Source organism: Burkholderia sp. L27(2015), from assembly GCF_009765705.1.
GTDB lineage: Bacteria > Pseudomonadota > Gammaproteobacteria > Burkholderiales > Burkholderiaceae > LMUX01.
In genome coordinates, this window is sequence record NZ_LMUX01000009.1 from 449,245 (window position 1) to 472,945 (window position 23,701).

Genomic DNA, 23,701 nt, shown 5'->3' on the forward strand with positions numbered 1-23,701 from the left:
CGAAGCAGTAAAAATGGGCAAGGCGATTGGGACTACAGCGCGTCCGACGTGCGGTTGTCGGCGAATTGCGTGAGCACGTCGAACAATTTGTCGAGCGAGAGCGGTTTGGTGAGATGGAAATCGAAGCCTGCCGATAACGCGCGCGAACGCTCCGATTCCGATGCATAGCCGGTCAGCGCCACCAATTTGGTCTGCCCCAGTTGCGGTCGCGCCCGCAACATCTGCACGAGCTGAAAGCCGTCGATGCCCGGCATGCCGATGTCGATCAGGGCCACCTGCGGAATATAGTGCTGCGTCAACTGCAGGGCTGCCTCGCCGCCATTGGCCATCTGGACTTCATGCCCTTCCAGCTCGAGCAGCATGCCCAACGCCTGTAGGGCATCGGCATTGTCATCGACCAGCAGGATACGCATCGAGCTCGGCGGGTTGGCTGGCCGCAACGGCGCGTAATGATCGGATCGGCTCAGTATCGGTAAGCGCAAGGTCACCAATGTGCCATGACCCAGGCCATCACTCGCGATATCGACCGTGCCACGATGCAGTTCGACCATGCGCTTGACGACCGATAAACCGATTCCCAAGCCACCCTGCGACCGCGCGCTGTCGGAGGCATTTTGCGTGAATAGCTCGAAGACCCGCGGCAGCAGCTCGGCGCTGATGCCTATGCCGTTGTCGCGAATGGCAATGATGACATCGCCGCCGGGCGGCTGCGCGCCAGGTGACGCGTCGTTATCGCCGAGCACATCTGCGCACGGCAGGCAGCGTATCTCGATACCGATCTTGCCGCCATGCGGCGTGTATTTGGCCGCATTGGACAGCAGATTGCCCAGCATCTGGCTCAAACGGATGTGGTCGGCGCGCACATTGATCGGCGCATCCAGGCCGACCAGCGAGAGCGTATGTCCGCGCGAATCGAGATGGTGTTTGACCGCACTGACGGCGTCGTAAACGATTTCATTGAGCGATGCATGATCCAGCGAAATCGACAATTTGCCGTGCTTGATCCGCGAGGCATCGAGCAAGTCGTCGACCAAGCGGCGCAAATGCCGAATCTGCCGTTGCGCCGTGCCGAGCACGTCGAGAACCTGCTGGTTGCCGTCCGAGAGCCGACGCGCCACGGCGATGGCGCTATCGATAGGCGCCATCGGGTTACGCAACTCGTGGCCCAGCATCGCGATGAATTCGTCCTTGCGAGCTTCCGATTCCCCTAGCTCCGCGCGTATGCGTTGCGATTCGCTCGTTTCGGTTAGGGCGCTGCGGCGTGCGTAGCGCAGGTTCAGCGCCGCGCCCGCAAAACTGGCGAGGCTCGCGAGCACACGGCAGTCTTCGCGCTCGAAGATGCGCTCGGTGCGGTGCGACATGACCCAGATCGCCCCATTGGGTTTGCCTACGCTCGGAATGGCGATCACCAAGGCCTCGACGATGTCGGCCGTCGGACCGTGCAGGCAAGGGCGGTCCTGCGGCGGAGAGGCGAACAACTGCGGGCTGCCCAGCGCCAGTGTGATATCGCAAGGGCTGTGCGCGGCGGGTAGGGTGGTGTTCACATAAGGCTCGCACAAACCTGCTGCCGCGACCCAGCGAAATATGGTTTCACCCTGCAGCGGTGCTTCTATCACGCTGATGCCGGCGCTATCGGCGCGGCACAATCGCATCGCGGTTTCGGCGAGCGCTTGTAACATGATGTCATCGGGACCTGCGAGCACGTTGGCGAGCGCCACCAGCGCTGCGTTTTCCGTGGCGTAATCGGGTTGGCGCGCGGCGCGCAGATCCAACTGCTCGGTGCTCAGGACGAGGGTGCTTTTCGCACGTAGGATGGCGCTGAAGATCGCGTCGGCATCCGTATCCATAATGATCTCCGGAGTGTAATCGGGCGACTTGCGCAGGCGTTCGCCAGCCCGGGCATAATGGCCATCCATTATATACGTTGCGGTAATACCGCCGAACGTCGCCATGGCTGGAGTTTCACGGGGGGTGGGGTCGATTCGTGTATCCATTTATCAGCGCTGCAGAGTCGCAAAACCTGATTCGCAAAACCCGTGCAAACCCATATGCAAGTGTAGCGACGCGGGTGACCAAGCCGCGGCAGCGTTCGAGAGCATCCGGATCAAAAAGTTCACAGGCTAGGTAGAGTTTTATCCCTGCGAGAATCCGAATTATTTTCCCTATTGGACAGGCTCGCGCGCGGCACCGATCATGAGACCGAAAATGAGATGCGCTCGGGTGGTTTTCTCCTTTCGGGGGGCTGTTTTCGGCGGCGGCCAGCGCGCATCATGCGTCTTTTGCAGTTGAAATTACCTGACATTACGATGAATCCAGATACCGAAATACAGAAACATCTTGAACGCAACATTGAAGACAATAGCCTGAGGCGCGCATTTGCGGCGCGACTGAATCGGGCGCTAAACATAGCGAGCATCAGTTCGGCAAAATTTGCCCGGCGCCTTGGCGTGAGCGAACACGAGGTGCTGTTCTGGCGCCGCGGCATCACGGTGCCGCAATTTCACTACTTCACGCGCATCGCGGAATTTCTGCAACTCGATGCGCTCTGGCTCTGTAGTGGGCAAGTTCAGGGCGCTTGAGGTCTGAACGCGGCCTTTGGCCGCTCGTGGGCCACGTCGAATAACGACGGGCCCGCAATGGCGCAGTAGGCGACCCTAGTCGAGACTGCGCTCAATGTGGGCGCTCAACCTCGGCGCTCAACGCCCGCGTTGTGCTTCCCCAGTAGGCGTTGCGAGCATGACGTCGGCATTCGACGCCCGTGTCGCTACCGGGCGTTGCGCTTTGAACGCAGCTGCCGCGACGGCGATACCGAGCACCGCCGCGATCGTCAATATATCGACCGACAGCGCTGCGGCAAGCGCCTGCTGATGCGTGAGGAAAGTCGGGTCAGCCGCGTGCAGCGCGACATCGGCGGCGATCGAAAGCCCCGTGCCCGAGACGAAGCAGATGAGTCCGTGCCGTCCTACCGTAACCACATGGGGCAGTGCCCGAGCCAGCGCGCCGATCCAGCCGATCCGCACGAGCTGCGCGACCAGCCACGCAATCGAAATAAAACTGACAACGCGGATCGCCGCCAAATGCTGTTTCATTTCGCCCGGCTCCGGATGCCCCTGCCCCCACAGTTTGAACGCGGCGAAAGCCAGCGCCGTCGCGAGCGCCAAGGCGCTCAGGCACCGTCCCGTGCGTGAGGCCTGGAAGGCCGCCGGAATGGGATGTTGGCGGCACAGCATGCCGAGCACGAACATCAATTGCCAGGCCCAGGGGTTGAACGACCATCCGATCGGATCGGCGCTAGGCAGCAGGTGCGCAAGCGCGGGCGCGTACAGCCATAGCGCGACGCTTGCCAATAGCGCTGCGAGGGGATGCTTGCGGACAAAGGGAGCCACCGCCGGCGTACATAGCGCGAACACCACGTACATCGGCAGCACGGCGGCCAGATAAGGCTGGCGACGCAGCGTGACGATATCGAATAAGGCGTGCAGGGGTGCTGCGAGCAGATCCGGTGCATCGGTGTACGGCAACGAGGCGGGGTGTATGCGCAGCGCCAACATTCCCAGGCCGGCCAGCAGCATCGCGGCTGCGGTCAGTAAATAGGCGCGGTAAATTTCGAACGCGCGCCTTAAAAAGCGGCGCGTCGCTTGCGCGGCGCTGCCACGCGCCGTCATGGCGCAATAAGCCGCAGCACTGGCGTAGCCGCCGAGGAAGACAAACACCTCGGCCGCATCGCAGTAGGCATAGACATGAAGCGTGATGTGGGAAATGACGCTGGCGGGGATGTGGTCGAGCGCGATCACGATCAGCACCACGCCGCGTAAAAAATCGACCTCCACCGAACGACCGGCATTGGCGTGCATAGCGACCTCGGCTTGAATTCCTGGACGGCGCGCGAAGAGAGTCATCGGTGTGCGCGCTGCGCACCGTACCAGCGGTGGCCTCAAAGATCGGCGAGCGCGGGGTTCATCTCGAGATGCAGGGTGACGAGCCATTTATTTGGGCACTCGGGGGCAAGCGCCCAAGGGGCATTGCCGCCCGTGTCCGCTTTGATCAAGCCCTCTTGCTTGGCGTGCGCGTAAGCGCGGCGCGCATCGGCCTGTATCCAGATGCCGGCGGCCATCGAGGTGATGAAGCTGAAGAGCGTGATGATGTGCGTGCTGACGTCAGGATCGATAGCGCGTGCACCCCAGCCAAACAAGGCCGTAAGGATTTGATTGGTCACCACGGCGACGACGATGATTTTCGTCACGCCACGCAGCCACATAGAGGTTTTGATATTCATTGCCGATTTCCACACTCGTATTCGGGCTGTGTGGGCTGACAATAGCCCACGACCCGACCTGTGGAGTGTAGATATCGGCGTGTAAGAATCGCGTAAAAATGCCTGCGGCGGGCGTAAATTTTGCGGTGCAGTGGAGGGCGTCCGAGAGCCTCAATCGGTTACCAGTTCCAGCGGCTTTGCCACCCAACTCACCGCGCTCACGCCTTTTTCCAGGCTGATGCGGCTGGTCAGTTGTTCGAGCTTGGCCTGATCCTTCGGGTGTAGGCGCAGCTCGGCCAGGACTTCCAGCGCGCCGGGTGTACCGGCGAGATCCTCGCTTTTCAGCGAGCGAAACGAGAGCGGGAAGGCATGCGTCGAATTGGTCAATAGCGTACGTACGTGCACTTCGTCCTCGGCGCGACAGACCACGCGTATCGTGTAGTCGACCGCGATCTCGGCGGTTGAGACAGGCGTGGTGTTCAGATAGCGGCTCAAATCCCTAAGCACCGTATTGGCAGCCAGCACGATAGCCGTGCCCATGATGGCCGGCCCGAAATGCCCCGTGCCGCACAGTACGCCGACCGCAGCCGAGCACCACAGCGTGGCGGCCGTATTGATGCCTTGCAACGAACCCTGGTCGCGCATGATGACGCCGCCGCCCAAAAAACCGACACCCGACACCACATAGGCCGCGATCTGCGTCATGCCTTGCGTCGCGTTGTCGGACAACGCGCCCAGTGTGACGAACAGGCACGCGCCCACCGCCACGAGCGTGACAGTGCGCAAGCCCGCGGCGCGCTGTCGCACTTGCCGTTCGATGCCTATGGCCACGCCCAAGCCAAAGGCAATGGCTAGACGAATGACGTAATCTGGAATCATGGCGCTGACTGTTGCATGTTCTTTCGGTCGTTGTTGTGGTTTCGGTCGGCGTTGTTCGGCTGTGCCGAAATTCGCCGGGTTCGGCCGACGCCAAAATTCGACGGGTTCGGCCGCCGCCAAAATTCGACGGGTTCGGCCGCCGCCAAAATTCGACGGGTTCGGCCGCCGCCGAACAGCGTAGTTGTTTTATATGACAACTTGACAGGCGCCGTGGACTTTTCGCTTTCCTGTTATCTCGTTATTAAGCTAACCTTTGTGGCAACAGCCACAGCGCTATACCCACGCCCGCATGGTCAATCCCGCGCCACCCATTCCTGAAGAATCGGCTGTGAAGCCGACCTTGAAGCGCCGAGGCGTACTGTCGCCGCGCGCGATTATCCGAGGTGGCGTGTGCGTGGCGCTATTCATGGCGGGCTTGTGCGCGTTCGTCCTATACCAAAGTCGACTCGACAGTTTCGAGCGGGGGCAGGAAGCTGCCCGCAATGTAGGTACGTTGATCGAGCGCGACATCAGCCGTAATTTCGAACTGTATGCGCTGTCACTCGATGCGGTAAAGGACGGTCTGAGCCGACCCGATGTACGGGCGCTCCCACTCGCGGTGCAACGCCAGATACTGTTCGACCGGGTCGCCACGGCAAAATACCTCGGTTCGCTGCTGGTGCTCGACAAAGCGGGCAATGTGATTATGGATGCGGGCAGTGTCGTGCCGCGGCATGGCAATTTTGCCGACCGCGATTACTTCACCATTCAGCGCGACAATCCGCAGCAGGGTCTCTACGTGAGTCGGCCGTACCGCTCCAGGTTACGTGACAGCGAGCCGAGCATCGCGTTGAGCCAGCGCTTGTCAGGGCCTGACGGTTCCTTTGCCGGTATCGTTTTCATCGCAGTGAACTTGCGGTATTTCCAGGATCTCTTCGCCGGCCTTGCGTTCGGCGAGCGCGGCACCATCACGTTGATGAACCTCGACGGCGCCGTGGTGTCGCGTATGCCCTCGCGGGCCAACGACCTAGGACGAACGCTCAAAGGAACGGACCCCTATGCTCGGATCATAGCCAGCGACAGCGGTTCTTTCGAGGTGACCGCCGTCTCGGACGGCGTTGACCGCCTGTACGTATTCAGAAAAATCCCGGGCCTGCCGCTTTACATCGACGTGGGCGTCTCACTTGCGGATATGTACGCGAGCTGGTGGAAACGTGCACTGTGGATCGGCATCCCGGTCATCGTGTTCTCGATCGTGTTCGTGATCCTGTCGATATTTTTCGCGATCCAAATGAAGCGGCGCTTATTCGCCGAGCAAACGCTCGAGCTGCTTGCCAAGACCGACGGCCTGACCGGCCTGAACAATCGGCGCACGCTCGATGACATCCTGGAGCTGGAATGGCGCGAAGCGGTTCGTTCGAAGCGCGATCTGTCGGTGATCTTCGTCGACATCGATCGATTCAAGGCCTACAACGACACGTACGGGCATCAAGCCGGCGACGACGCGTTAGTCGCGGTCGCGAACTGCATCAACGAATCGCTGGTACGTCCGGGCGATCGCGCGGCCCGCTACGGCGGAGAAGAGTTCGTGGTGCTGCTGCCCGATACTTCGGTGGCCGCCGCCCAGGTCGTGGCCGAGGCGATGCGGCGCGCGGTGAGCGAGCGGGCGATCGAACATGCACTGAGCGAATTCGGCCGCGTCACGATCAGCATCGGCATTGCCACCTGGCCGGTCGGCTCGCCGCTGGGCTGTAAATCGCTGATCAACGCGGCGGACGAAGCGCTATACCAGGCCAAGGCGACCGGTCGCAACCGCGTGGCGATCTATCGCTGGCCCGATCTCGAAGTCGGTGTCGCGCTGGTCGTTGATTAGATATGTCGATTAGACGTGGCGATACTCGTACACCTCCGACACGTTACCTAACTGGATCTTCTACGATGAAAACGATAGGCCTGATCGGCGGCATGAGCTGGGAGTCCTCGGCCGAATACTATAAATTGCTGAACCAGGGCATGAAGGCGCGTTTGGGCGGTCACAACAATGCAATAAGCCTCATGGTCACCGTCAATTTTGCCGAAATCGAGCACCTGCAGCACGAAGCCCAATGGGATGCGCTCGCCGAGCGCATGCTGCGTGCCGCGCAGCAGCTCGCTGCAGGCGGAGCCGAGCTGATCGTCCTGTGTACCAACACGATGCATAAGGTTGCCGATGCGATAGAGCGCGATGTTGCGGTGCCTTTTCTGCATATCGCCGATCCGACCGGCGACGCGATCAAGCGCCGCAAGCTCGCACGCGTGGGCCTGTTGGGTACGCGGTTCACGATGGAGCAGGATTTTTATCGGCACAGGCTGACGCAACGGCATGGCATCGACGTCGTGATCCCGCCGCCGGCACAGCGTGACGAAGTGCATCGCATCATCTACGAAGAACTGTGTCATGGCGTGATCCTGCCGCGCTCGAAACAAACCTATATCGAGGTGATCGACGGTTTGCGCGAGCAGGGCGCCGAGGGCATCATACTGGGCTGCACCGAGATCATGCTGTTGATCGGCCAGGCGGATACGGCGTTACCGGTGTTCGATACCACTGCCTTGCATGCGCAGGCGGCGATCGATCTGGCGCTCGCTTGAAGAGACCTTTGCTGGGCTCGACCAGGCTCAAGCAGCAGGCTCATGCAGCGGCCTCAAGCAGCAGGCTCATGCAGTGGCCTCAAGCAGCGAGCTCAGGTAGGTCGGCTGCTTGACTGCCGCCCTGGCGAGCAGCGCCTTAATGCGGCTGCCACGCAATAAACTGCGTCAGCAGATTTTCCAGTGTCGCCTGCAGCGGGCGGGCCAATTGCTCATCGTAGGTGTAGGGCGCCGTTTCCATCATATAGCTGCGTTGCGCCAGTTCGAGTTGGATCGCATGCACACCGCGCTGCGGGGCGCCGTAGGCGCGTGTGATGTAACCGCCTTTGAACCGTCCGTTCAATACCGCCGGTTGTCCGGGCGCCGAGCGGCCAACCTGCGCAAGCAATGCTTCGGCAATTGCGCTATCGCAAGCGGCGCCGCTCGCCGTGCCGAAATTAAATACCGGCAACTCCCCATCGAATAAACGCGGCACATGCGAGCGGATCGAATGCGCATCCCACAGGCGCACGACGCCGTGCGTCTGTTGCAAGCGTGCGAGCTCCTCCTGTAATGCCGCATGGTAAGGCCGCCAGTAAAGCTCCAGGCGGCGCGCCACTTCGGCGGCGTCGGGGTGCAAGCCTTCGCGGTAAAGCGGCACGCCGTCGAACGTGGTGTCCGGGCACAAACCTGTGGTGTTCTGGCCTGGATACAGGCTGGTATTGTCGGGCGGCCGGTTCAGGTCGACCAGGTAGCGTGAATAGCGTGGCTGCAAAATGGACGCGCCGAGGTGCCGTGCAAATTCATAAAGCCGTTCGATATGCCAGTCCGTATCGTCGACCTGCAAGGCCACGTCCGTCATGGTGCCTCTCACGGATTCCGGCAATTCGGTGCCGGTATGCGGCATCGATACGAGCAGCGGCGCGGTGCCGCGCTGCAAAGTAAAACTCGGTTGCATGACTGCCCTCGTTAGGAAAGTAATTCGCCAAGCGCTGCGCGATAGTCGCGCAGCGCGTCGGCTTCGCCTGCGTGTACGCCGTCAGAAACCCACTGGCGGCCGCCGACAAAAACGTCGCGAACCGGGTTGCCGCCGTGTTCGCAAAAGATTAGGCCCGATAGCAATTGTGCGCTGGCTCGATCGAACAGGTCGGCGTGATCGGCATCGAGCACCAGGAAATCGGCGCGATGACCTGGCCGTAGCCCGTCCACCGGCCGACCGCTTGCGCTGGCACCGCCTGTCAGCGCCGCTTGATAAAGGCGGTCAGCCACCGCCGGTGCGGCTTGCGTTGCCAGCGCATTGCGGCTGCGGTGCAGCAAGCGCTGACCGTATTCGAGCAAGCGTAATTCGGTGCGCGGACACACGCTGACATGGCTATCCGAGCCGATGCCCCATGCGCCTTGAGCCGCGAGGTAGCGACGCGCGTCGAACAAGCCATCGCCCAGGTTGGCTTCCGTGGTGGGACATAAGCCGACGATCGCGCCGCTCGCCGCGAGCCTATCGTATTCGGCAGGCGTCATATGGGTGGCGTGAACGAGGCACCAGCGCGAGTCGACCGGTTGATGATCGAGCAGCCAATCGACCGGGCGCGCACCCCAAGCGGCAATGCACTCGTCGACTTCCTGAACTTGCTCGGCGATGTGGATGTGCAGCGGGGCGAGTGGGTCGTCGTGGTGCAGGCCGAGCCGCAACGTGTCCAACGCATCGGGCGATACCGCGCGCAGCGAGTGCGGCGCGGCCCCGTAGCGCAGGTTGGCGTTTTGCGGATGGCTGTGGCGCAAGCGCTGCAGCATCGCGAGGATCGCGTCCGGTGAGTTGATGAAGCGAGCCTGGCGCGTGAGTGGCGGCTGTTCACCGAAGCCGCTGAATTGGTAAAGCACCGGCAGCAGCGTTAAACCGATGCCGCTTTCAGTGGCGCCGGCGATGATGCGTTCGGCATGCTCGGCCGGATTGGCATACGGTTGAGCGTCGAGCGCATGGTGCAAATAATGGAATTCGCACACGGACGTATAGCCGGCCTTGAGCATCTCGATGTAGAGATGGCGGCTGATTGCCTGCAGATGGTGCGGCTGTAGCCGCGCGGCAAAGCCATACATCAGCTTGCGCCAGCTCCAGAACGAATCGCTCGGATCTTCCAGGATTTCGGTGCGCCCGGCCATGGCGCGTTGGAATGCATGCGAGTGCAGATTGGGCATGCCCGGTATGACCGGACCGCGCGCCCGGCGTAGTGTGCCCGCGCTTTGGCCACCCACGGCTTCGGTTAGTTCGCCTGTGGCGTCCCAGCGCAGCACCACGTCGTCGCACCAGCCTTGCGGTAGCAAGGCGCGGGGAGCGAAGAGGGCATGCGAATCGGCGTTGGCGTCTGTGTGGCGATCACTCATACTTTAGTTGGATGCGTACCAGGAGAACCAGCGCATCGTCTTGCTGCCCTATGCAACGCAGGTACGGGCCCGGTTCCGTCAACTGAGCGCTATCGCCAGTGTTCAATATATGCATTTCGCCGCCGGCATAGAGCGCCGTAGCGCCGCGTACGACATAGAGCAACGTCGCATCGGGCGGCAACCATTGCGACGCGGTGCCTCGGCAAGTGGTGACTGAACCGCTCGCGTCGTCGCGCCTGACCATGAGATTGAAGTCGCGCGTGGGGCCGTCGGTGAGCTTGGCATGCACTTGGGCCTCGCCCGGGAACGCGAACGGCACGCCGATTTCGACGAGCGCTTGTTCACGCCTTTCATGGGCATGCTCGCTGGCATATGCATTGGTATATACGCCGGCATGTTCACCGGTGCGTTCGCCGCCCCGTTCATGAGTACGTTCATGAGCACGTTCGTCGGGATGGCCATCGGCACGGTCATCGAAACGCAAGGTCAGGCCAGCGCCGTCGAGCAGCGCGATCTGCCGGTCGATCCCGGGGAAGGTCGAAAACGCGCCATCGGCATGCACGTCGGCAACACTGACACGCCAAATGAAATCGGCGAAGTTGCTATGCGGTGGAAACGCAGCCAGCTCGCGAGTGACGCCGCCGCCGTTTTTCCAGGGCGTCGCATGCAAGTCCGCGCTGCGTCGGATACGCACCGGGGTAGGAGAAGAAGGTAGCTCGATCATGAAACAACGCTCTGCCGTGATAACACGGCTTGTAGAAAACTACGGGTACGGGTTTCGCGCGGCGCCGAGAAAATCTGCGACGGCGGGCCCATTTCGATAATACGGCCATGATCCATGACGACGACCGTATCGGCAACCTCCTGGGCAAAATTCATTTCGTGCGTGACGATCAACATGGTCATGCCTTCGGCGGCAAGCGTCTGCATCACTTGCAGCACTTCGCCGACCAACTCCGGATCGAGCGCCGAGGTCGGCTCGTCGAACAACATCAGTTGCGGGTGCATCGCCAGCGCACGAGCGATCGCCACACGTTGCTTTTGTCCGCCCGATAGGGTGCCGGGGTAGACATCGGCCTTATGCTCCAAGCCCACTTTTTGCAACAGCGCGCGCGCTTCGTCTTCGGCCTGGCGTGCCGTGAGCTTGAGCAGCGAGCGCGGCGCCAGCGTGATGTTGTCGAGCACGGTCAAGTGCGGAAACAGGTTGAAGGACTGGAACACCATGCCGACATCGGTGCGCAACTGGTTGAGCTCCGTGTCGCCTATCATGCGGCCGTGCTCGACCAGACTGTGGCCACAGATCCGAATGGTACCTGCTTCGGCCGTCTCCAGGCCATTCAGGCAGCGCAGGAACGTGCTCTTGCCCGAGCCGCTCGGCCCGATGATCACGACGACCTGCGAAGGCTGTACCGAGAAATCGATGCCGTGCAAAACCTGCACGGCGCCGAATGATTTGGCCAGCCCCCGCACTTCAACAATGCCCGCGACGATACCCTCGACCATAGGTTCGCTCATCAGACTCTCCCGTTGGCACGCAGCGAGCGTTCGGTGCGGCGCAGAACAAAACTGGTCGCGCTGGTCAGGATCAGATAGATAAAGGCAATCACAAGATAGGTTTCCAGCGAACGGTACGACACGCTGATGATTTTCTCACCTTCGTGCATCACATCGTCGATGGTCAGCAGCGAGACCAGCGCCGAGTTCTTGATCAGCGCAATAAATTCGTTGCCCAGCGGCGGAATCATACGCACGAACGCTTGCGGCAAGATGACTTTGCGCATCGCGAGCTGGTACGGCATGCCCAGCGAGCGCGCCGCTTCCATCTGGCCGGCGTCGATCGACTGGATCGAGCCGCGCACGATTTCCGAAATGTAGGCGCCGCTATAGATCCCCAGGCCCAGTACGCCGCATAAAAAAGCCGGCAGCAAAATGCCGAATTGCGGCAAACCGAAAAACAGCAGGAATAGCTGGACCAGCAGCGGCGTGCCGCGGATAAACGTCAGATAGGCCGTGCAGATTCCGAAGATCACGCGCCGCTGCGGTTTGAGCCGGCCGATGCCGACCAGTAGCCCCAGCACACAGCCCAGGCCGAGGGCCGAAGCGGTCACTTCGATGGTGATCAGGGCGCCGGTCGCCAGCGACTGCCAGCTTTGCCAAACGGGCGTGAAATCCAGGGTCATGACCTACTCCTTGCCGCTCGCGTTATGCAGTAGATCGAGTTAGTGCGTGACGCCGAACCATTTGGCGACCAGCGCATTGTAGGTGCCGTTTTCGCGTACCGTCTGCAGCGCCTTGTTCATTTGGGCGGTCAGCGCCGGTTCGTCCTTGCGCAGGGCAAAGCCGTACAGTTCGATCGACAACCCTTTATCAAGCACGCGTACGTTCGGGTTGCTCTTTGCGTATTCGACGGCAGCCGGACGGCCGGTCACTGCGGCATCGACGCGGCCGATGTTGAGCAGGTCGAACATTGCCTGGTTCTTTTCGACTTCCACGCGTTGCACGGTCGGATAGTTGTCCTTCAGGAAGTTGACCGATTTAGTGCCGACCTGCACCGATACCGAGTGACCGCCCAAGTCGGCCGGCGTGTTGATGGTTTTATTGTCTTTACGTACCAGGACGGCCAAGCCACCTTGGTAGTACGGGTCGGTAAAATCGACCACCTTGCGGCGGTCTTCGGTCATGTAGATGCCGGACGCAGCAACGTCGAAGCGGTTGGCGATCAATCCGGGAATCAGCCCTTTGAAATCGATATCGACCCATTCTATTTTCTTGCCCATCACCTTGGCGATCGCATCCATCAGATCGATATCGAAGCCCGTGCGTTTGCCGTCCTTGACGAATTCCAGGGGCGGGAAGGTTGCGTCGGTGGCCACGCGAATGACGTTATCGGTCGACGCGGCGGCGTGGGCCACCGGCGAGGTGGCCATCGCGAAAACCAGGGCGAAGGCGGACAGCACTTTGAACAGTTTCATGACGGCTCCAAGAGGGTGGCGCAACTAAGGTAACTTCGGCCTCGACAGCGAGGCTTAAAAAAACGATTAAAAGCGTTTCGAGCTTGAGATGTGAGGCGGGACGCGACTACAACTTATTGCTGATACGGTCGGCGGCGCTGCGGGTCAGCCGGATCCATTCGGCGGCGCGTGACGCGACTCGCACGGTGGGCGCCATCAAGGTGATGGCGCCTTCCAGGCGGCCGGCATCGGAAATGAGCGGCGCGCTCACGCCCCATACGCCGATGTCCACTTCGTTTTCGCTAATGGCATACCGCTTGTGCCTGATGTCTTCGAGCTGGGTTTGCAAGCTGGCGATGGCGGGAGCATCCCCGCCCAATTGATCGGCGATCAGGCCACTTTGCACGGGCGTGGGCAAAAACGCCAGCAAGGCCTTGGCCGAGGCGCCGCGCACCATCGAATGGGCGCGCCCACGCGTAAATGAGCAGCGTAGCGGCTGGTCGCTTTCGACCATGGCCAGACACACCACTTGTCCATTTAAATAGATCATCAAGCCGACGCTTTCGCCTGAGCGGCTCACGAGTTCGCCGATTTCGTCGCGGCTCTGGCTGATCAGGTGTGAGTTCTGGTCGAATCCCCAAGCCAGTTGCACCCCGGTCGGTCCGGGCTCGAAAAAGCCGGTATTCGCGTGTTCCTGTAGCAGGCCCCAGTGCCGCAGAGCCGCCAGGTGGCGGTAGACAGTACTGAGCGGCGCACCCACTTCCGCCGCGATTTGCTTGGCGGCAATGGGGCGGCCTGCGCTCGCGACGCACGATAGGACATGGAGCACACGATCGACGACCGTGGCGATTTCAGGGGGCGCTTTCATGAGGGCAAGTCTGGGACTTTTTCTCACGGAAAAAAATATCTTTCTCATCGTGCGAGAAAAATTCTGAATTTAGTGAGGGGTGCGCTGGGACGTGACGCGCCGGATGCGGCGCGTCAGAGGTGATGCGGGAAAAGTGGAGGGAACCGCGAAAATCGATCAGGCGGAAAACGGGGACGTCGGCGGGGGCATCGACGGGGGCGCGCGCAATGGCGAGTCCGCGGGCCCGGGCCATGCGGCGAAGCTGCGCCAATAACCGTCGATCCGGTCTTGATAGCCGTGCGTGCCGCCGCTATAGCGTTGCAGCGCAAGCGTGACGTCGCCGCCGGCATCGTCAAGGTAGCGCTTGAGTATGCGCGTGCCGATGTCGATGTTCGGTTCAGGATCGAACAGATCTTGATTGGGCTTCATGCGGGCGATCAAGTCGGCGTGACAGCGTGGCAGAACCTGCATCAGGCCAGACGCGCCCACCGTGCTGCGAGCCCGCGGATTAAACCCGGATTCCGTGGCGATCACGGCCAAAATGAGCGATGCCGGGATGTGCGAGTCGCCCGAGGCTTGGTAGACAGCACTGATGATGCGCTGCGCGCTGGCCCGCCTGATGCGAAAGCGCGCGACCAGCATCGCGCTCAACGCAGGTTCGCGGCCCACCCCATGAGCGGCCGCAGGAGCCGAGGCGACGCGCGTGGCGCCGGCTGTTGGGGCCGCCAGTGCGATATTGGCGTTGCCGGCATCGGGCGCGTTGCGCGCGGGTTCGGCGCCGATCGTGGCGCACGAACTGGCTAATACCGCGCTGGCCAGAGCCGCGCCTATACGTAATGTTGCGCCGCAGGCCAAGCGGCGCAGACGGCTGAAACTAGAGTGAGCAGTCATCGCCATAACCCTGATTTCCAGCGTCCCAGAATATCGGGGTCAACGTAAGGAAATTCTAAAAAAGGGGGCGTGATCGTGTAAACAAGATCTAACGATGGTGGAAAGCGCGGCGCCACTCTCGCAAAATGCACGCGGTGGCTTCGTGTGAACTAAGCTAAAAGTGTCTGTGGCATAATCGGCCCGGATCGCAAGTCGCTCCGCTATGGGGCGACTCGAGTTTGTTCATCTGAGCACTGTGCGCGCAAAATACCTACGGAAAATCGGCAGCATTCTTGGATTGTGCGCAATCCTGCTGACGGTATTCGTGCCGCTCATCTCGCAGTCGCTGCGCTCGCACGACGCGCTCGACATCGCGCTGTCTTCGTTCTGCTCGTCGCATGGGCTGACCCAAAATGGTCCGACGCAAGACGATCCCGCTACGCATTCGCTGCACGGCGACGCGTGCGTCTATTGCGGGTTTTGCGCGCATTTTCCTACTATCACGACCGCGGCAGTCACCGCCGCGCCGCTTGCTGCGTCGCCGGTGCTGCCACCGGCACTGCCTAACTTTGCGTTCAGACCGGCTGACCTCGGCAACTGGGCGCAACCGCGTGGCCCTCCAACTCCTCTCGTTTTGGTCTAAAGATTCGCGACGCACCCTGTGCGTTCGCGCTTCGGCGCGTGTTTGCGTGCCGCTTTGCGACGACAATTCGAGATGAAACACCATGCGCACCCCGCTTTTCCAAAGCGCGGCGGTTTTACGTACCGCCTCGCCTTTTTCCGTCGCGGCGCCCGCGATGCTTGCCGCGTTGGGTCTGATGAGTTCCCATGCTGAGGCCACCGGTGAGATTGGCCGACCGGCCGAACCCGAACGACTCGGCCAATCCGGCCAATCCGGCGGCGACGCTGCAGACGGGGACACCTCAACGGCTCCTGCGATTACGGCAGAAACCACCACAGCTACCAGCGTAACCACCGGAGCGGCCCAGACCCTGGCGCCCGTCGACGTCACAGCAGCGCGCTCGGTCGCCGAGATCCGTCAACTACCGGTGACCACCGAGAGCATTAGCGCCGCCCAAGCCGCGCAGAGCATCAACATGACGGACTCCTCGGACGCGCTGAAATACCTGCCCGACCTACTCGTGCGCAAGCGCTACATTGGTGACACCCAGGCGCCGATGGCGACCCGCACCACGGGCATCAACTCCAGCGCCAAGAGCCTCATCTATGCCGACGGCGTGCTGCTTTCGACCTTGATCAACAACAACAACGGCAATGGCTCGCCGCAGTGGTTCATGGTTTCGCCGCAGGAAATCGATCATATCGACGTGATGTACGGACCGTTCGCGGCCGCGTATCCAGGCAACTCGTATGGCGCCGTGACCGAAATCACAACGCGCATGCCCAAACAATTCGAGGGGAGTGCCGACGTCACGGCAGCCTGGCAGGACTTCAAGTTATACGGCACCAATCAGACCTTTCCGTCGCAGCAATACAGCGCGACACTGGGCGACAAGGTCGGCAAGTTATCGTGGTTTTTCAGCGCCGAGCACTTGGACAGCTTCAGCCAGCCGATCACATTTGGAACGGTCGTGCAATCGACCACTGCGGCAAGCGCTTCATTGCCGGTGATCGGCGGCGGCTTCGCCAACGCGAACCGCACCGGCGGCCCGATCCAGATCGTCGGTGCGGGCAACTTCACCCATACGATCCAGGACGACTTTACGCTCAAGGTATCGTATGACCTTACGCCCACCCTCAACGCAACCTATACGGTGGGTTACTGGCAAAACAATTCGAAGGCGACCTCGCAGTCGTACTTGACCTCGGCCGACGGCACGCCGTATTTCGGCGCCGCGAGCGGCAACGTCAATATCGGCGGCTTTCAATACAGCGCCAACACGATCGCCGGACAGTTCTCCAGTAATTTCGTCGAGCAGGAGCATTTGATGCAGAGCCTGCGCGTGAAGACACATACCGACGGCGAGTTCGATTGGGAACTGGTACTGAGCAATTTTCAGTATCTGCAGGATTTAAGCCGCTTGTCGACCGGTGTCTATCCTTTGGCACTTACCGGTGGCCCCGGCCACACCACGGACATGAGCGGTACCGGCTGGTCGACGGCAGACCTGAATGGCACGTTCCGGCCCAAGGGTATCTGGGCGGCCAACACAGTCAGCTTCGGCGCGCATTTCGATCAGTTCAGGCTGAGCAGCCCGACCTTCAACACCGATAATTTCGCAACCGGCGGCGACGGGTCGGTGTTCAGCAATTCGCTAGGCAGTACGCAAACGAGTGCGCTCTGGCTGCAGGACGTATGGCGCGTATCGCCGGCGGTTCATGCCACTTTGGGCGGCCGTTATGAGTTGTGGCATGCGTATAACGGCTTCAATTTCGCCACGGGTACGAACGGCGTCGGCGTGGCCGTGAACCAGCCCAATTTGAGCCGGTCGGGTTTTTCGCCGAAAGCTTCGGTGACATGGGACGCCACCGATCTCTGGTCGCTCACCGGCTCGTTCGGCAAAGCATTGCGCTTTCCGACAGTCGGCGAGTTATATCAAACCGTGCAAACCGGCACCACCTTTCTGCAAGCCAACCCGTTCCTCAAACCGGAGAGTGTGCTCTCAGGCGAGCTGGCGCTTGAGCGTCATACCGAAGACGGCAAGTTACGCGTCTCGGTGTTCGACGAGTATGTCTCGAATGCGCTGATTTCGCAGACCTCGACGATCGCGGGTTTCGCCACGCCGGTTTCATTTACGCAGAATGTCGATAAGACGCACGAGACCGGCATCGAGCTGGTGGGGCAGCAAGACAACGTGTTGATCAAGGGGCTGCAGCTTTCCGGCAACGTGACCTACGTGAACGCGCGCATTCTCGCCGATAGCGGGTATGTGCCACCGCTGACGGCGCCGAATGCGAGCGCGGTGGGCAGCCATGTGCCATCGGTACCGACTTGGCGCGCCACGCTGGCCGCCACTTACAGGCCCGACTATCAATGGGCTTATACGGTGGCGGGGCGCTTTAGCACGCGAGTATTTTCAACGGTCGATAACACCGATATCAACGCGGCCACGTACCAGGGTTTCCAGAGCTATTTCGTGGTCGATGTGCGCGCCGACTATAAATACGACCGACATTGGACCATCGCGGCAGGTGTCGATAACTTGAATAACCGGCAGTACTTTTTGTTTCACCCGTTTCCCCAGCGTACCTTGTACGCGGAGTTGAAATACAACCTGTAGCCGATCTTCGTCGCTCAATGTTGTTGCTTAGTTTCACTGTTAACTTTCGCTAATCATTTTGGTGACGCACTTCGTCACTTATGGAGCTTTCCGATGAAAAATCTAATTCGCCTTCGTCTCCTGGTCGCCGCTTGTACCCTGACCGTGGCTCAATTCGCCCAGGCCCACGCATATCCGAAACAGGAGATGCCAGCGCCCAAGGCCGTGGTGGATAGCTCCATCACGCAGGTCAAGATCGTCTTTGACGATGCGCTGGAAGGCGCGTTCAGTTCGCTGAGCGTGACCAATGCCGCCGGTCAGACTGTCACGACAGAGAAGTCGCTGCTCGATGCGGGCGATAAAAAAACGTTGACGGTGGCCGTGCCGAAACTGCAGCCCGGTGTGTACACGGTGCACTGGGTCGCGGTGGCCGAAGACAGCCATCGGACTCACGGTGACTACACCTTTACCGTCAAATAGGCGAGAGCGATCCATGCCTGTTTTCGTGCAGCCGCCGCGTGCGGCTCGTGAGCTTGACGTCGGCGGCGTGCCGATGAATTCGATGAGGAGAAAATGATGAAAGTGACCCGACGTACTGCGCATTGCGCACTCAAGGGGCTGTTATTGGCGGGCGCGCTGATGGGTGGTGGCGGCGCGGCCAATGCGGCTGCCAGCAACACGCTGGCGGTGTCGAATTGCTGGGTTCGGGCGCTGCCCGGCAATCTTCCCTCGGGCGGCTATTTCGTTGCGACGAATTCCGGCGATCAAGCTGTCGATCTGGTGGCTGTGTCGACGCCCGCGTTCGGCATGGCGATGCTGCATCAGTCGCAAACGCAAGGGGGGACGTCACGCATGACGATGGTCGATAAAGTTACCGTGCCCGCGCATGGCAAACTCGCGTTCACGCCAGGCGACTATCACCTGATGTTGGAGCAACCGACGCAACCGGTGCAGATCGGCGCAAAGTTGCCGATGACCTTCATGTTCAGCGGAGGGCAAAAAATCGCAGCCGTGTGCGAGGTCAAGAATGCCGGCGCTACCGGGCCGTAATCTGCGTAGCGACGTAGCGGCACAAGCCGTGCCATGCGAAGACGCCTCCGTTTATGAACTGAACCCAAGAAGGTGGACAGTGAATGACAAGGGCTGCTAGGGCTGGGTCTTGTATTGCACAGGACTCAGCCCTTTTGATGAGAGGCTAATTTGCAATTAAACACTATGGGTACTCACAATAGCGGGCACTTATTCGGAACGAAGCTGTGTCCCTTTCGGATGACGCTTGCTGTTCTTCAGCATGGAGAAGACCACTGCTAGACGTTCGGCCATATCCTCTGCTTGTTGCTCGGTGCGATAGTTGCACAGCCACTGCAAGGTGTTGTCCATTTTCTGTGCGTATAAACCGTAGAAAACCGGCTCAACGCCTAAGTCATCGGCCCACTGCGTTGCATCGCCATCTTGGACAACCCCCTTGATGCACATCGAGCCGGTCCAGTCTTGCATCCGGTGCTCGTGTATTGCTTGCACCGGGGTTAGGCGCTCGCTAGAGACCCTACCTTGCCGCAACCGCTCGATGAGCTGTTCGGCAATCAGTTCATGGAGCGGTTTTTTCAGTTTGTCGGCCATCATCCAGTCCTCCTGAGCAGCAGTACGGCGGGTGCCGCGATGAAAGGTTGTGGTGCCGCCGCGCAAAGACGCTGCCCTCGCGAAATAAGGTCGCGTTCTCTTATAATGACTATAGCCATCGTATCTCTCCGTTTTTTACGTGGTCAGGTTAATATCGGTGTTGCGTACGGGTATCAACCGCTTCCTTCTCATATTCCCTCGTTTGGGCCCGTTCCTTCGAGCGTCGGCCAACATGAACATCGTCAGCCGAGCGTCGTCATCTGAGGGCACACCCACGCGTAGGCAATCTTCAGGCGCCTCATGAAGGCACATCGGAATAGCGCTAAATCGTCCATCCGTTTCAGATAAATACATAATCAGATAATTAGTATGACTAAATTAATTAGCTACCAACCGCAGGGTTCGCAACCGAGGTTGCGGAGCTCTCTTTAAAAAAGCAAACCTGGAAGGTTGGTAGGCAATCGCCCCGAGCAGATCTATAGCTGAAAACATCGGCGCCCATGCGGGCGTCAGCAGAATTTCGGGACTCACCTGGCCAAGAAAATGACCAAGCAGATGAAGTCATTGTCCATTTGCAAAGCGGACCCGCATCCGTGATAAGCGCGGAATCTATGTGCGCCTTGGGGGGGGCATAAGTGAGCAATCAAAATCGCCGAAATACTGCCGAAAGTCGTAGATCGTCTCCTTGCTGAATCCGTCCTTCTTCAGGACCTCGACGACTGGCGCCTTGTCCGCTTCGCGCAGGATCGTAGCCATCTGCTCGTCCGTTAACCACCACTTTTTCATGCCTTTCATTCTCGGTCTGACGCCATTCTTTCGGCGGGTCCGAAAATACTGGAACAAATGAATGGCAGCGGATCACGTGTTAATTTTTCAGGCGATAGCAGCGGTGCTATTTCATCTGGTGCGCACAAGCGTAGGTCGGATGCATAGCAGCCGGATTTATGAAACAACGCCGCCTAGAGTCGCTCCATAAAAATAAAAATCGTACTCAAGAAAAAACCACTACGGTGATAGGTCATGAAATCCAATAGCGAACTCACCAGCCTCATAGAGAATTTCCCGGTTTCGGCAAGCCTCAAAGAGGCCGACACTGGGAAATACGTTGTTAATAATGCATATTTTTCGCGGCAATTTGGTGTCGAAAATCCAATGGATCTCGTGGGAATAACGGTACGCGACCTGACTTTCCGCCAACAGGAATGGGGCACGCAGTATGCGACCATGATTGAAAAGCTTGATTTTCACGCGCGTGAAAAGAAATCTCATGTGCTTGGCAGGCATCAATTTCTTGATGACAGCGGTGAAGCTCAATTGGGAGAAATGGTTAAATTTCCGGTGCTGGGTTCCCGAGAAAATATTCTGGCCATCGTCACCTATTGGAATGACATTACGCCAACGCTTCCTCCTAATAGTCTGTATCGGCTATATAGGAGTTTTTACGATGCTAAGAGCGCGATCAAGCGCGTGCTGGTCTGTCTCGAAGTCGATCAATATTTTGTGACGCCACCCACCGATGCGCAGTTTCGGGTTTTTCTTTTAAAAGCAGAGCGCTTTGCTAATAAGGAAATCGGGAAGTTTCTCGGCATGTCAGATCGAACAGTCGAATGCCATTTGGCCACTCTGCGCAACAAAGCAGTCGACGGTAATCTCTCCCCCGTCCTATCCCTCGTCAAATGGAACACCCCATGCGCTTCCGATTCGATCCACTGTTGAGGATTGCGCTCATGCCTAATCGTTTCGAGCGGTACGAATTATCGCTTATCGCTTCGCGGCGATTAGTTCGCTCTGGGAAGGGATTGTTGAATGGAAGAATTCTCAGCCAGGCCGGCTATTTTCACCAGCGCCTCAGTGACGATCTGTTTTGACGTGCCGGGAAGCAAAAAGACCACCCCAAAGGTTGGATGGGTGTCCAACTTTTGGGGTGCTGTTCAGTTTCGCGGAGGCGTCTCTATGTCTGAGCAAGCTCGCCGTGGCAACCTTGCCGGCATCTACCGCAGCGCTTAGCTGGCGTCGTGGCCAAACGCGAAAATGTTGTTCTTCGAGTTCGAAGCGACGTTCACGCCATGCTTGACTGCGGCGCGCGACACGCTGACGTTGCTCTGGCCCAATTCCGGGTAGGTCGTATCTTCGTTGCCGGTGCGGCCAGCGACTTGTTCCGATTGAATCAGCTCGGCACGCACTTGAGCACGCGATTCGCCTGCGCCGCTTTGAGCCAGTACCGGGTACGTGGTGTCTTCGTTCGTGTTGCGGCTTGCGACTTGGTTCGATTGGATCAGGTCCGCACGTACTTGAGCGCGAGTAAGCGTACTCGGCGTGCTCGTGCCAACCAGTGCATTGACGTCGTCACCGACGTGAGCGTTACCAGCGAATGCGGGGGTAGCGATTACAGCGCTCGAGAACAACAGGGCAGCCAAAAGTTTCGTGTTCATTTTAATACTCCAGTCATCGTTATTTTTAGATGGGGACGTCAGCGAGGGAGGTTTCCGTTTGCTGCGTCGACAGAACCCATGGTAGAGATTCGATGACCGAAGATTAAGAGGGAACGATGGAATGAATTATTGCGGATTCCGTTTCAATCGGAAGAGGTAACGCCCGTTACCCCCTTGCCGTAAGGCGTTACGACCGAGTGCGAGCAGTATCGAAGGTGATTATGCCAGTTTTAGTAATAGTCTATTGCGCGAGTGCAGTTCAACGGAGTGGGCCGTTCGGCCCGAACTGAGTTCTGCACTTACGCGTGACAGTTAGGCGTGACCGGTGTCGGCTATGGATTCGTCGCCGTCGAGGGCCGTGGGCGGTTCTTCTCCGTCCAAGGCTGCGGGCGCCGCGGCTGCAAGGGTCGCTTGGGCTACGCCCTGGGGGCGCTGTTTGTTGAATTTGCCGATGGCATGATCGACCGCGGCGGAGAGTTTGCTGCAAGCGTGCTGAATGGCTTGATGGAGCGTTTGGGCATGATCGGTCACGGTAACGGGGTTGAGGCCGGCCACACGAGCCTCCATCATGCAGCGCTTGTCGGCGGCCCCCGCTTTCTCGCCGTTCTCGTCGTTTAAATGAACTTCGACCCTCGTTATCCTGCCGTGAAAATGCGCCAGCGCTGCAGTGACGGCCGTTTCTACGTGAACCGTCAAGCCTTCCCGTCCGACGATGTGGTGATCGCTATTGACTTGAATTTTCATGCGTCCTCCTAGTAGGAATAACTGTTCGATCCCTGGGGGAGGAGCGCGTTCCCCGCAGGTTCAAACCATTATGCCCCTGTGGGCGATGCGCGCACAGCACCACACTCAGACAGTGGCCACCAGGAATAAGCGTTTGAAGGGTAATAACGTACGGCCATCTTTGTGTTGCGGATAGAAGGGCGCGAGCGCTTGCGCGTAGGCTGCGCGAAAGGATGCGCGTTGCTCGCCCTGCAAGGCATCTAGATAGGGACGCAGGCTGGTTCCGCTGGCCCACTGCGCTACGGCGTCCTCGCCAGTCAACGCGTGCATGTAGGTCGTTTCCCAAATGTCGAGGTCTTTTACCAAAGGTCGCAATAAATCGTAGTAGGCCCCGGGCGAGAGTATCGAATGTCGGTCAGGCACGCGCGCGAGCGCTTGAGCGTATGCAGGCGATTGCGACAGTCGCACCTGCTCCAGGCGAAATGGCGTGTCATGCATCGCGGGCATCTGCACGGCAAGGCAACCGCCCGGGCGCAGGAATGACAACAGGCGCGCAAACAGCGTTTGATGACCGCCCAACCACTGCAGCGTCGCATTCGAATAAATCAGATCGAATGCTTGGGTAGGCGCCCATGTGTCGATATCGGCATGCATGAAACGGCAGGTCGGAACGCTCGCGCGCGCGGTGTCGAGCATGCTCTCGGAGCCATCGATGCCCAGCACGTCGGCATCAGGCCAGCGTTGTTTGAGCAGTGCCGACACGTTGCCCGCGCCGCAACCAAGATCGACCGCGGTTTGAGGCGCGCCGATAGCAACATGGGCAAGCAGATCGATAGCGGGCTTGAGTCGCTCGTTGCCAAAGCGCAGGTATTGCGAGGGGTCCCACAGATCGGTTTTCTGGTTCATGGTGGTCGAGGGCATGCTCAAAAGGTCGTGAG

At 59.6% G+C, this 23,701-nt stretch carries 24 protein-coding genes and 1 pseudogene; 8 read left to right on the forward strand and 17 right to left on the reverse strand.

Annotation, left to right across the window (positions count from 1 at the left end; all coding sequences use genetic code 11):
- Positions 1–32 precede the first annotated feature (32 nt).
- A complete protein-coding gene (locus GSQ77_RS06780; RefSeq protein ID WP_158900320.1) occupies positions 33–1,847 on the reverse strand; it encodes an ATP-binding protein in 1,815 nt (604 codons plus the stop codon).
- Between the two features lie 459 nt (positions 1,848–2,306).
- Between GSQ77_RS06780 and GSQ77_RS06785 the strand changes: the two genes are divergently transcribed.
- Positions 2,307–2,579 carry an XRE family transcriptional regulator gene (locus GSQ77_RS06785; RefSeq protein WP_158900322.1) on the forward strand — a complete coding sequence of 91 codons (273 nt, stop codon included), beginning with the start codon at positions 2,307–2,309 and terminating at the stop codon, positions 2,577–2,579.
- Between the two features lie 117 nt (positions 2,580–2,696).
- Here GSQ77_RS06785 and opgC read toward each other — a convergent pair whose 3' ends face one another.
- The 3 genes from opgC to GSQ77_RS06800 form a co-directional block, all read right to left on the reverse strand.
- A complete protein-coding gene (gene opgC / locus GSQ77_RS06790; RefSeq protein WP_158900324.1) occupies positions 2,697–3,854 on the reverse strand; it encodes an OpgC domain-containing protein in 1,158 nt (385 codons plus the stop codon).
- Positions 3,855–3,934: 80 nt separating this feature from the next.
- Positions 3,935–4,276 (reverse strand): hypothetical protein, encoded by a 342-nt coding sequence (locus GSQ77_RS06795; RefSeq protein WP_158900326.1) that lies wholly within the window; start codon positions 4,274–4,276, stop codon positions 3,935–3,937.
- A 150-nt stretch (positions 4,277–4,426) separates the two neighbouring features.
- Complete coding sequence (locus GSQ77_RS06800) at positions 4,427–5,134, reverse strand: MgtC/SapB family protein (RefSeq protein ID WP_158900328.1); 708 nt, start codon at positions 5,132–5,134, stop codon at positions 4,427–4,429.
- A 253-nt stretch (positions 5,135–5,387) separates the two neighbouring features.
- Here GSQ77_RS06800 and GSQ77_RS06805 point away from each other — a divergent pair, with 253 nt between their 5' ends.
- Both GSQ77_RS06805 and GSQ77_RS06810 read left to right on the forward strand, forming a co-directional pair.
- The gene (locus GSQ77_RS06805; protein WP_367889651.1) at positions 5,388–6,986 is read left to right on the forward strand and encodes a diguanylate cyclase; all 1,599 of its coding nucleotides are present in this window, start codon (positions 5,388–5,390) and stop codon (positions 6,984–6,986) included.
- Positions 6,987–7,051: 65 nt separating this feature from the next.
- Entirely contained in the window at positions 7,052–7,744 is a 693-nt protein-coding gene (locus GSQ77_RS06810) for an aspartate/glutamate racemase family protein (protein ID WP_158900330.1), read from the forward strand.
- A gap of 136 nt (positions 7,745–7,880) precedes the next feature.
- On the opposite strand, the gene hutG is transcribed toward GSQ77_RS06810, so the two are convergent.
- The 8 genes from hutG to GSQ77_RS06850 form a co-directional block, all read right to left on the reverse strand.
- Positions 7,881–8,678 carry an N-formylglutamate deformylase gene (gene hutG / locus GSQ77_RS06815; RefSeq protein ID WP_158900332.1) on the reverse strand — a complete coding sequence of 266 codons (798 nt, stop codon included), beginning with the start codon at positions 8,676–8,678 and terminating at the stop codon, positions 7,881–7,883.
- 11 nt (positions 8,679–8,689) lie between these two features.
- A complete protein-coding gene (locus tag GSQ77_RS06820) occupies positions 8,690–10,099 on the reverse strand; it encodes a formimidoylglutamate deiminase (protein WP_158900334.1) in 1,410 nt (469 codons plus the stop codon).
- Entirely contained in the window at positions 10,092–10,823 is a 732-nt protein-coding gene (locus GSQ77_RS06825) for a HutD family protein (protein ID WP_254067485.1), read from the reverse strand. Before GSQ77_RS06825 ends, GSQ77_RS06820 begins: the two co-directional genes overlap by 8 nt.
- Complete coding sequence (locus GSQ77_RS06830) at positions 10,820–11,614, reverse strand: amino acid ABC transporter ATP-binding protein (RefSeq protein WP_301951140.1); 795 nt, start codon at positions 11,612–11,614, stop codon at positions 10,820–10,822. The genes GSQ77_RS06825 and GSQ77_RS06830 overlap by 4 nt, the downstream gene beginning before the upstream one ends.
- Positions 11,614–12,279, reverse strand: a complete 666-nt coding sequence (locus GSQ77_RS06835; RefSeq protein ID WP_158900336.1) for an amino acid ABC transporter permease — start codon at positions 12,277–12,279, stop codon at positions 11,614–11,616. The genes GSQ77_RS06830 and GSQ77_RS06835 overlap by 1 nt, the downstream gene beginning before the upstream one ends.
- A gap of 39 nt (positions 12,280–12,318) precedes the next feature.
- Entirely contained in the window at positions 12,319–13,071 is a 753-nt protein-coding gene (locus tag GSQ77_RS06840; RefSeq protein ID WP_158900338.1) for a transporter substrate-binding domain-containing protein, read from the reverse strand.
- Positions 13,072–13,177: 106 nt separating this feature from the next.
- Positions 13,178–13,918, reverse strand: coding sequence for an IclR family transcriptional regulator (locus GSQ77_RS06845; RefSeq protein WP_158900340.1), 741 nt, complete (start codon positions 13,916–13,918; stop codon positions 13,178–13,180).
- 156 nt (positions 13,919–14,074) lie between these two features.
- Positions 14,075–14,788 carry a lytic transglycosylase domain-containing protein gene (locus GSQ77_RS06850; protein WP_158900342.1) on the reverse strand — a complete coding sequence of 238 codons (714 nt, stop codon included), beginning with the start codon at positions 14,786–14,788 and terminating at the stop codon, positions 14,075–14,077.
- A gap of 235 nt (positions 14,789–15,023) precedes the next feature.
- Here GSQ77_RS06850 and GSQ77_RS06855 point away from each other — a divergent pair, with 235 nt between their 5' ends.
- The 4 genes from GSQ77_RS06855 (at position 15,024) to GSQ77_RS06870 (ending at position 19,038) form a co-directional block, all read left to right on the forward strand.
- Positions 15,024–15,410, forward strand: coding sequence for a DUF2946 domain-containing protein (locus GSQ77_RS06855; RefSeq protein ID WP_158900344.1), 387 nt, complete (start codon positions 15,024–15,026; stop codon positions 15,408–15,410).
- Between the two features lie 82 nt (positions 15,411–15,492).
- Positions 15,493–18,009 carry a TonB-dependent receptor gene (locus tag GSQ77_RS06860; RefSeq protein WP_254067486.1) on the forward strand — a complete coding sequence of 839 codons (2,517 nt, stop codon included), beginning with the start codon at positions 15,493–15,495 and terminating at the stop codon, positions 18,007–18,009.
- Positions 18,010–18,102: 93 nt separating this feature from the next.
- Positions 18,103–18,468 carry a copper resistance protein CopC gene (locus tag GSQ77_RS06865; RefSeq protein WP_158900346.1) on the forward strand — a complete coding sequence of 122 codons (366 nt, stop codon included), beginning with the start codon at positions 18,103–18,105 and terminating at the stop codon, positions 18,466–18,468.
- A gap of 93 nt (positions 18,469–18,561) precedes the next feature.
- The gene (locus GSQ77_RS06870; protein ID WP_254067487.1) at positions 18,562–19,038 is read left to right on the forward strand and encodes a copper chaperone PCu(A)C; all 477 of its coding nucleotides are present in this window, start codon (positions 18,562–18,564) and stop codon (positions 19,036–19,038) included.
- Positions 19,039–19,227: 189 nt separating this feature from the next.
- Here GSQ77_RS06870 and GSQ77_RS06875 read toward each other — a convergent pair whose 3' ends face one another.
- Entirely contained in the window at positions 19,228–19,611 is a 384-nt protein-coding gene (locus GSQ77_RS06875; RefSeq protein WP_158900350.1) for a hypothetical protein, read from the reverse strand.
- 648 nt (positions 19,612–20,259) lie between these two features.
- Positions 20,260–20,394, reverse strand: a pseudogene (locus GSQ77_RS06880) (IS3 family transposase); the annotation flags it as partial.
- A 234-nt stretch (positions 20,395–20,628) separates the two neighbouring features.
- Between GSQ77_RS06880 and GSQ77_RS06885 the strand changes: the two are divergent.
- Positions 20,629–21,324, forward strand: a complete 696-nt coding sequence (locus GSQ77_RS06885; protein ID WP_158900354.1) for a LuxR family transcriptional regulator — start codon at positions 20,629–20,631, stop codon at positions 21,322–21,324.
- 287 nt (positions 21,325–21,611) lie between these two features.
- Here the strand turns inward: GSQ77_RS06885 and GSQ77_RS06890 are convergent, their stop codons facing one another.
- From GSQ77_RS06890 to GSQ77_RS06900, 3 genes are all read right to left on the reverse strand, one after another.
- On the reverse strand, positions 21,612–22,040 hold the full coding sequence (locus tag GSQ77_RS06890; RefSeq protein ID WP_158900356.1) for a DUF4148 domain-containing protein: 429 nt from the start codon (positions 22,038–22,040) through the stop codon (positions 21,612–21,614).
- Positions 22,041–22,352: 312 nt separating this feature from the next.
- Entirely contained in the window at positions 22,353–22,784 is a 432-nt protein-coding gene (locus tag GSQ77_RS06895; protein WP_216854861.1) for an HPF/RaiA family ribosome-associated protein, read from the reverse strand.
- A 105-nt stretch (positions 22,785–22,889) separates the two neighbouring features.
- Positions 22,890–23,684, reverse strand: a complete 795-nt coding sequence (locus tag GSQ77_RS06900; protein WP_158900358.1) for a methyltransferase domain-containing protein — start codon at positions 23,682–23,684, stop codon at positions 22,890–22,892.
- Positions 23,685–23,701 lie beyond the last annotated feature (17 nt).

Bases quoted from the DNA above. Each gene is read 5' to 3' on its own strand.
- GSQ77_RS06800 (WP_158900328.1), bottom strand. From the start codon at position 5,134: ATGATTCCAGATTACGTCATTCGTCTAGCCATTGCCTTTGGCTTGGGC.
- GSQ77_RS06895 (WP_216854861.1), bottom strand. From the start codon at position 22,784: ATGAAAATTCAAGTCAATAGCGATCACCACATCGTCGGACGGGAAGGC.
- GSQ77_RS06875 (WP_158900350.1), bottom strand. From the start codon at position 19,611: ATGATGGCCGACAAACTGAAAAAACCGCTCCATGAACTGATTGCCGAA.
- GSQ77_RS06825 (WP_254067485.1), bottom strand. From the start codon at position 10,823: ATGATCGAGCTACCTTCTTCTCCTACCCCGGTGCGTATCCGACGCAGC.
- GSQ77_RS06830 (WP_301951140.1), bottom strand. From the start codon at position 11,614: ATGAGCGAACCTATGGTCGAGGGTATCGTCGCGGGCATTGTTGAAGTG.
- GSQ77_RS06845 (WP_158900340.1), bottom strand. From the start codon at position 13,918: ATGAAAGCGCCCCCTGAAATCGCCACGGTCGTCGATCGTGTGCTCCAT.
- GSQ77_RS06785 (WP_158900322.1), top strand. From the start codon at position 2,307: ATGAATCCAGATACCGAAATACAGAAACATCTTGAACGCAACATTGAA.
- GSQ77_RS06810 (WP_158900330.1), top strand. From the start codon at position 7,052: ATGAAAACGATAGGCCTGATCGGCGGCATGAGCTGGGAGTCCTCGGCC.
- opgC (WP_158900324.1), bottom strand. From the start codon at position 3,854: ATGCACGCCAATGCCGGTCGTTCGGTGGAGGTCGATTTTTTACGCGGC.
- GSQ77_RS06850 (WP_158900342.1), bottom strand. From the start codon at position 14,788: ATGACTGCTCACTCTAGTTTCAGCCGTCTGCGCCGCTTGGCCTGCGGC.
- GSQ77_RS06870 (WP_254067487.1), top strand. From the start codon at position 18,562: ATGATGAAAGTGACCCGACGTACTGCGCATTGCGCACTCAAGGGGCTG.
- GSQ77_RS06885 (WP_158900354.1), top strand. From the start codon at position 20,629: ATGAAATCCAATAGCGAACTCACCAGCCTCATAGAGAATTTCCCGGTT.
- GSQ77_RS06835 (WP_158900336.1), bottom strand. From the start codon at position 12,279: ATGACCCTGGATTTCACGCCCGTTTGGCAAAGCTGGCAGTCGCTGGCG.
- hutG (WP_158900332.1), bottom strand. From the start codon at position 8,678: ATGCAACCGAGTTTTACTTTGCAGCGCGGCACCGCGCCGCTGCTCGTA.
- GSQ77_RS06840 (WP_158900338.1), bottom strand. From the start codon at position 13,071: ATGAAACTGTTCAAAGTGCTGTCCGCCTTCGCCCTGGTTTTCGCGATG.
- GSQ77_RS06780 (WP_158900320.1), bottom strand. From the start codon at position 1,847: ATGGATACGGATGCCGACGCGATCTTCAGCGCCATCCTACGTGCGAAA.
- GSQ77_RS06795 (WP_158900326.1), bottom strand. From the start codon at position 4,276: ATGAATATCAAAACCTCTATGTGGCTGCGTGGCGTGACGAAAATCATC.
- GSQ77_RS06820 (WP_158900334.1), bottom strand. From the start codon at position 10,099: ATGAGTGATCGCCACACAGACGCCAACGCCGATTCGCATGCCCTCTTC.
- GSQ77_RS06860 (WP_254067486.1), top strand. From the start codon at position 15,493: ATGCGCACCCCGCTTTTCCAAAGCGCGGCGGTTTTACGTACCGCCTCG.
- GSQ77_RS06890 (WP_158900356.1), bottom strand. From the start codon at position 22,040: ATGAACACGAAACTTTTGGCTGCCCTGTTGTTCTCGAGCGCTGTAATC.
- GSQ77_RS06900 (WP_158900358.1), bottom strand. From the start codon at position 23,684: ATGCCCTCGACCACCATGAACCAGAAAACCGATCTGTGGGACCCCTCG.
- GSQ77_RS06865 (WP_158900346.1), top strand. From the start codon at position 18,103: ATGAAAAATCTAATTCGCCTTCGTCTCCTGGTCGCCGCTTGTACCCTG.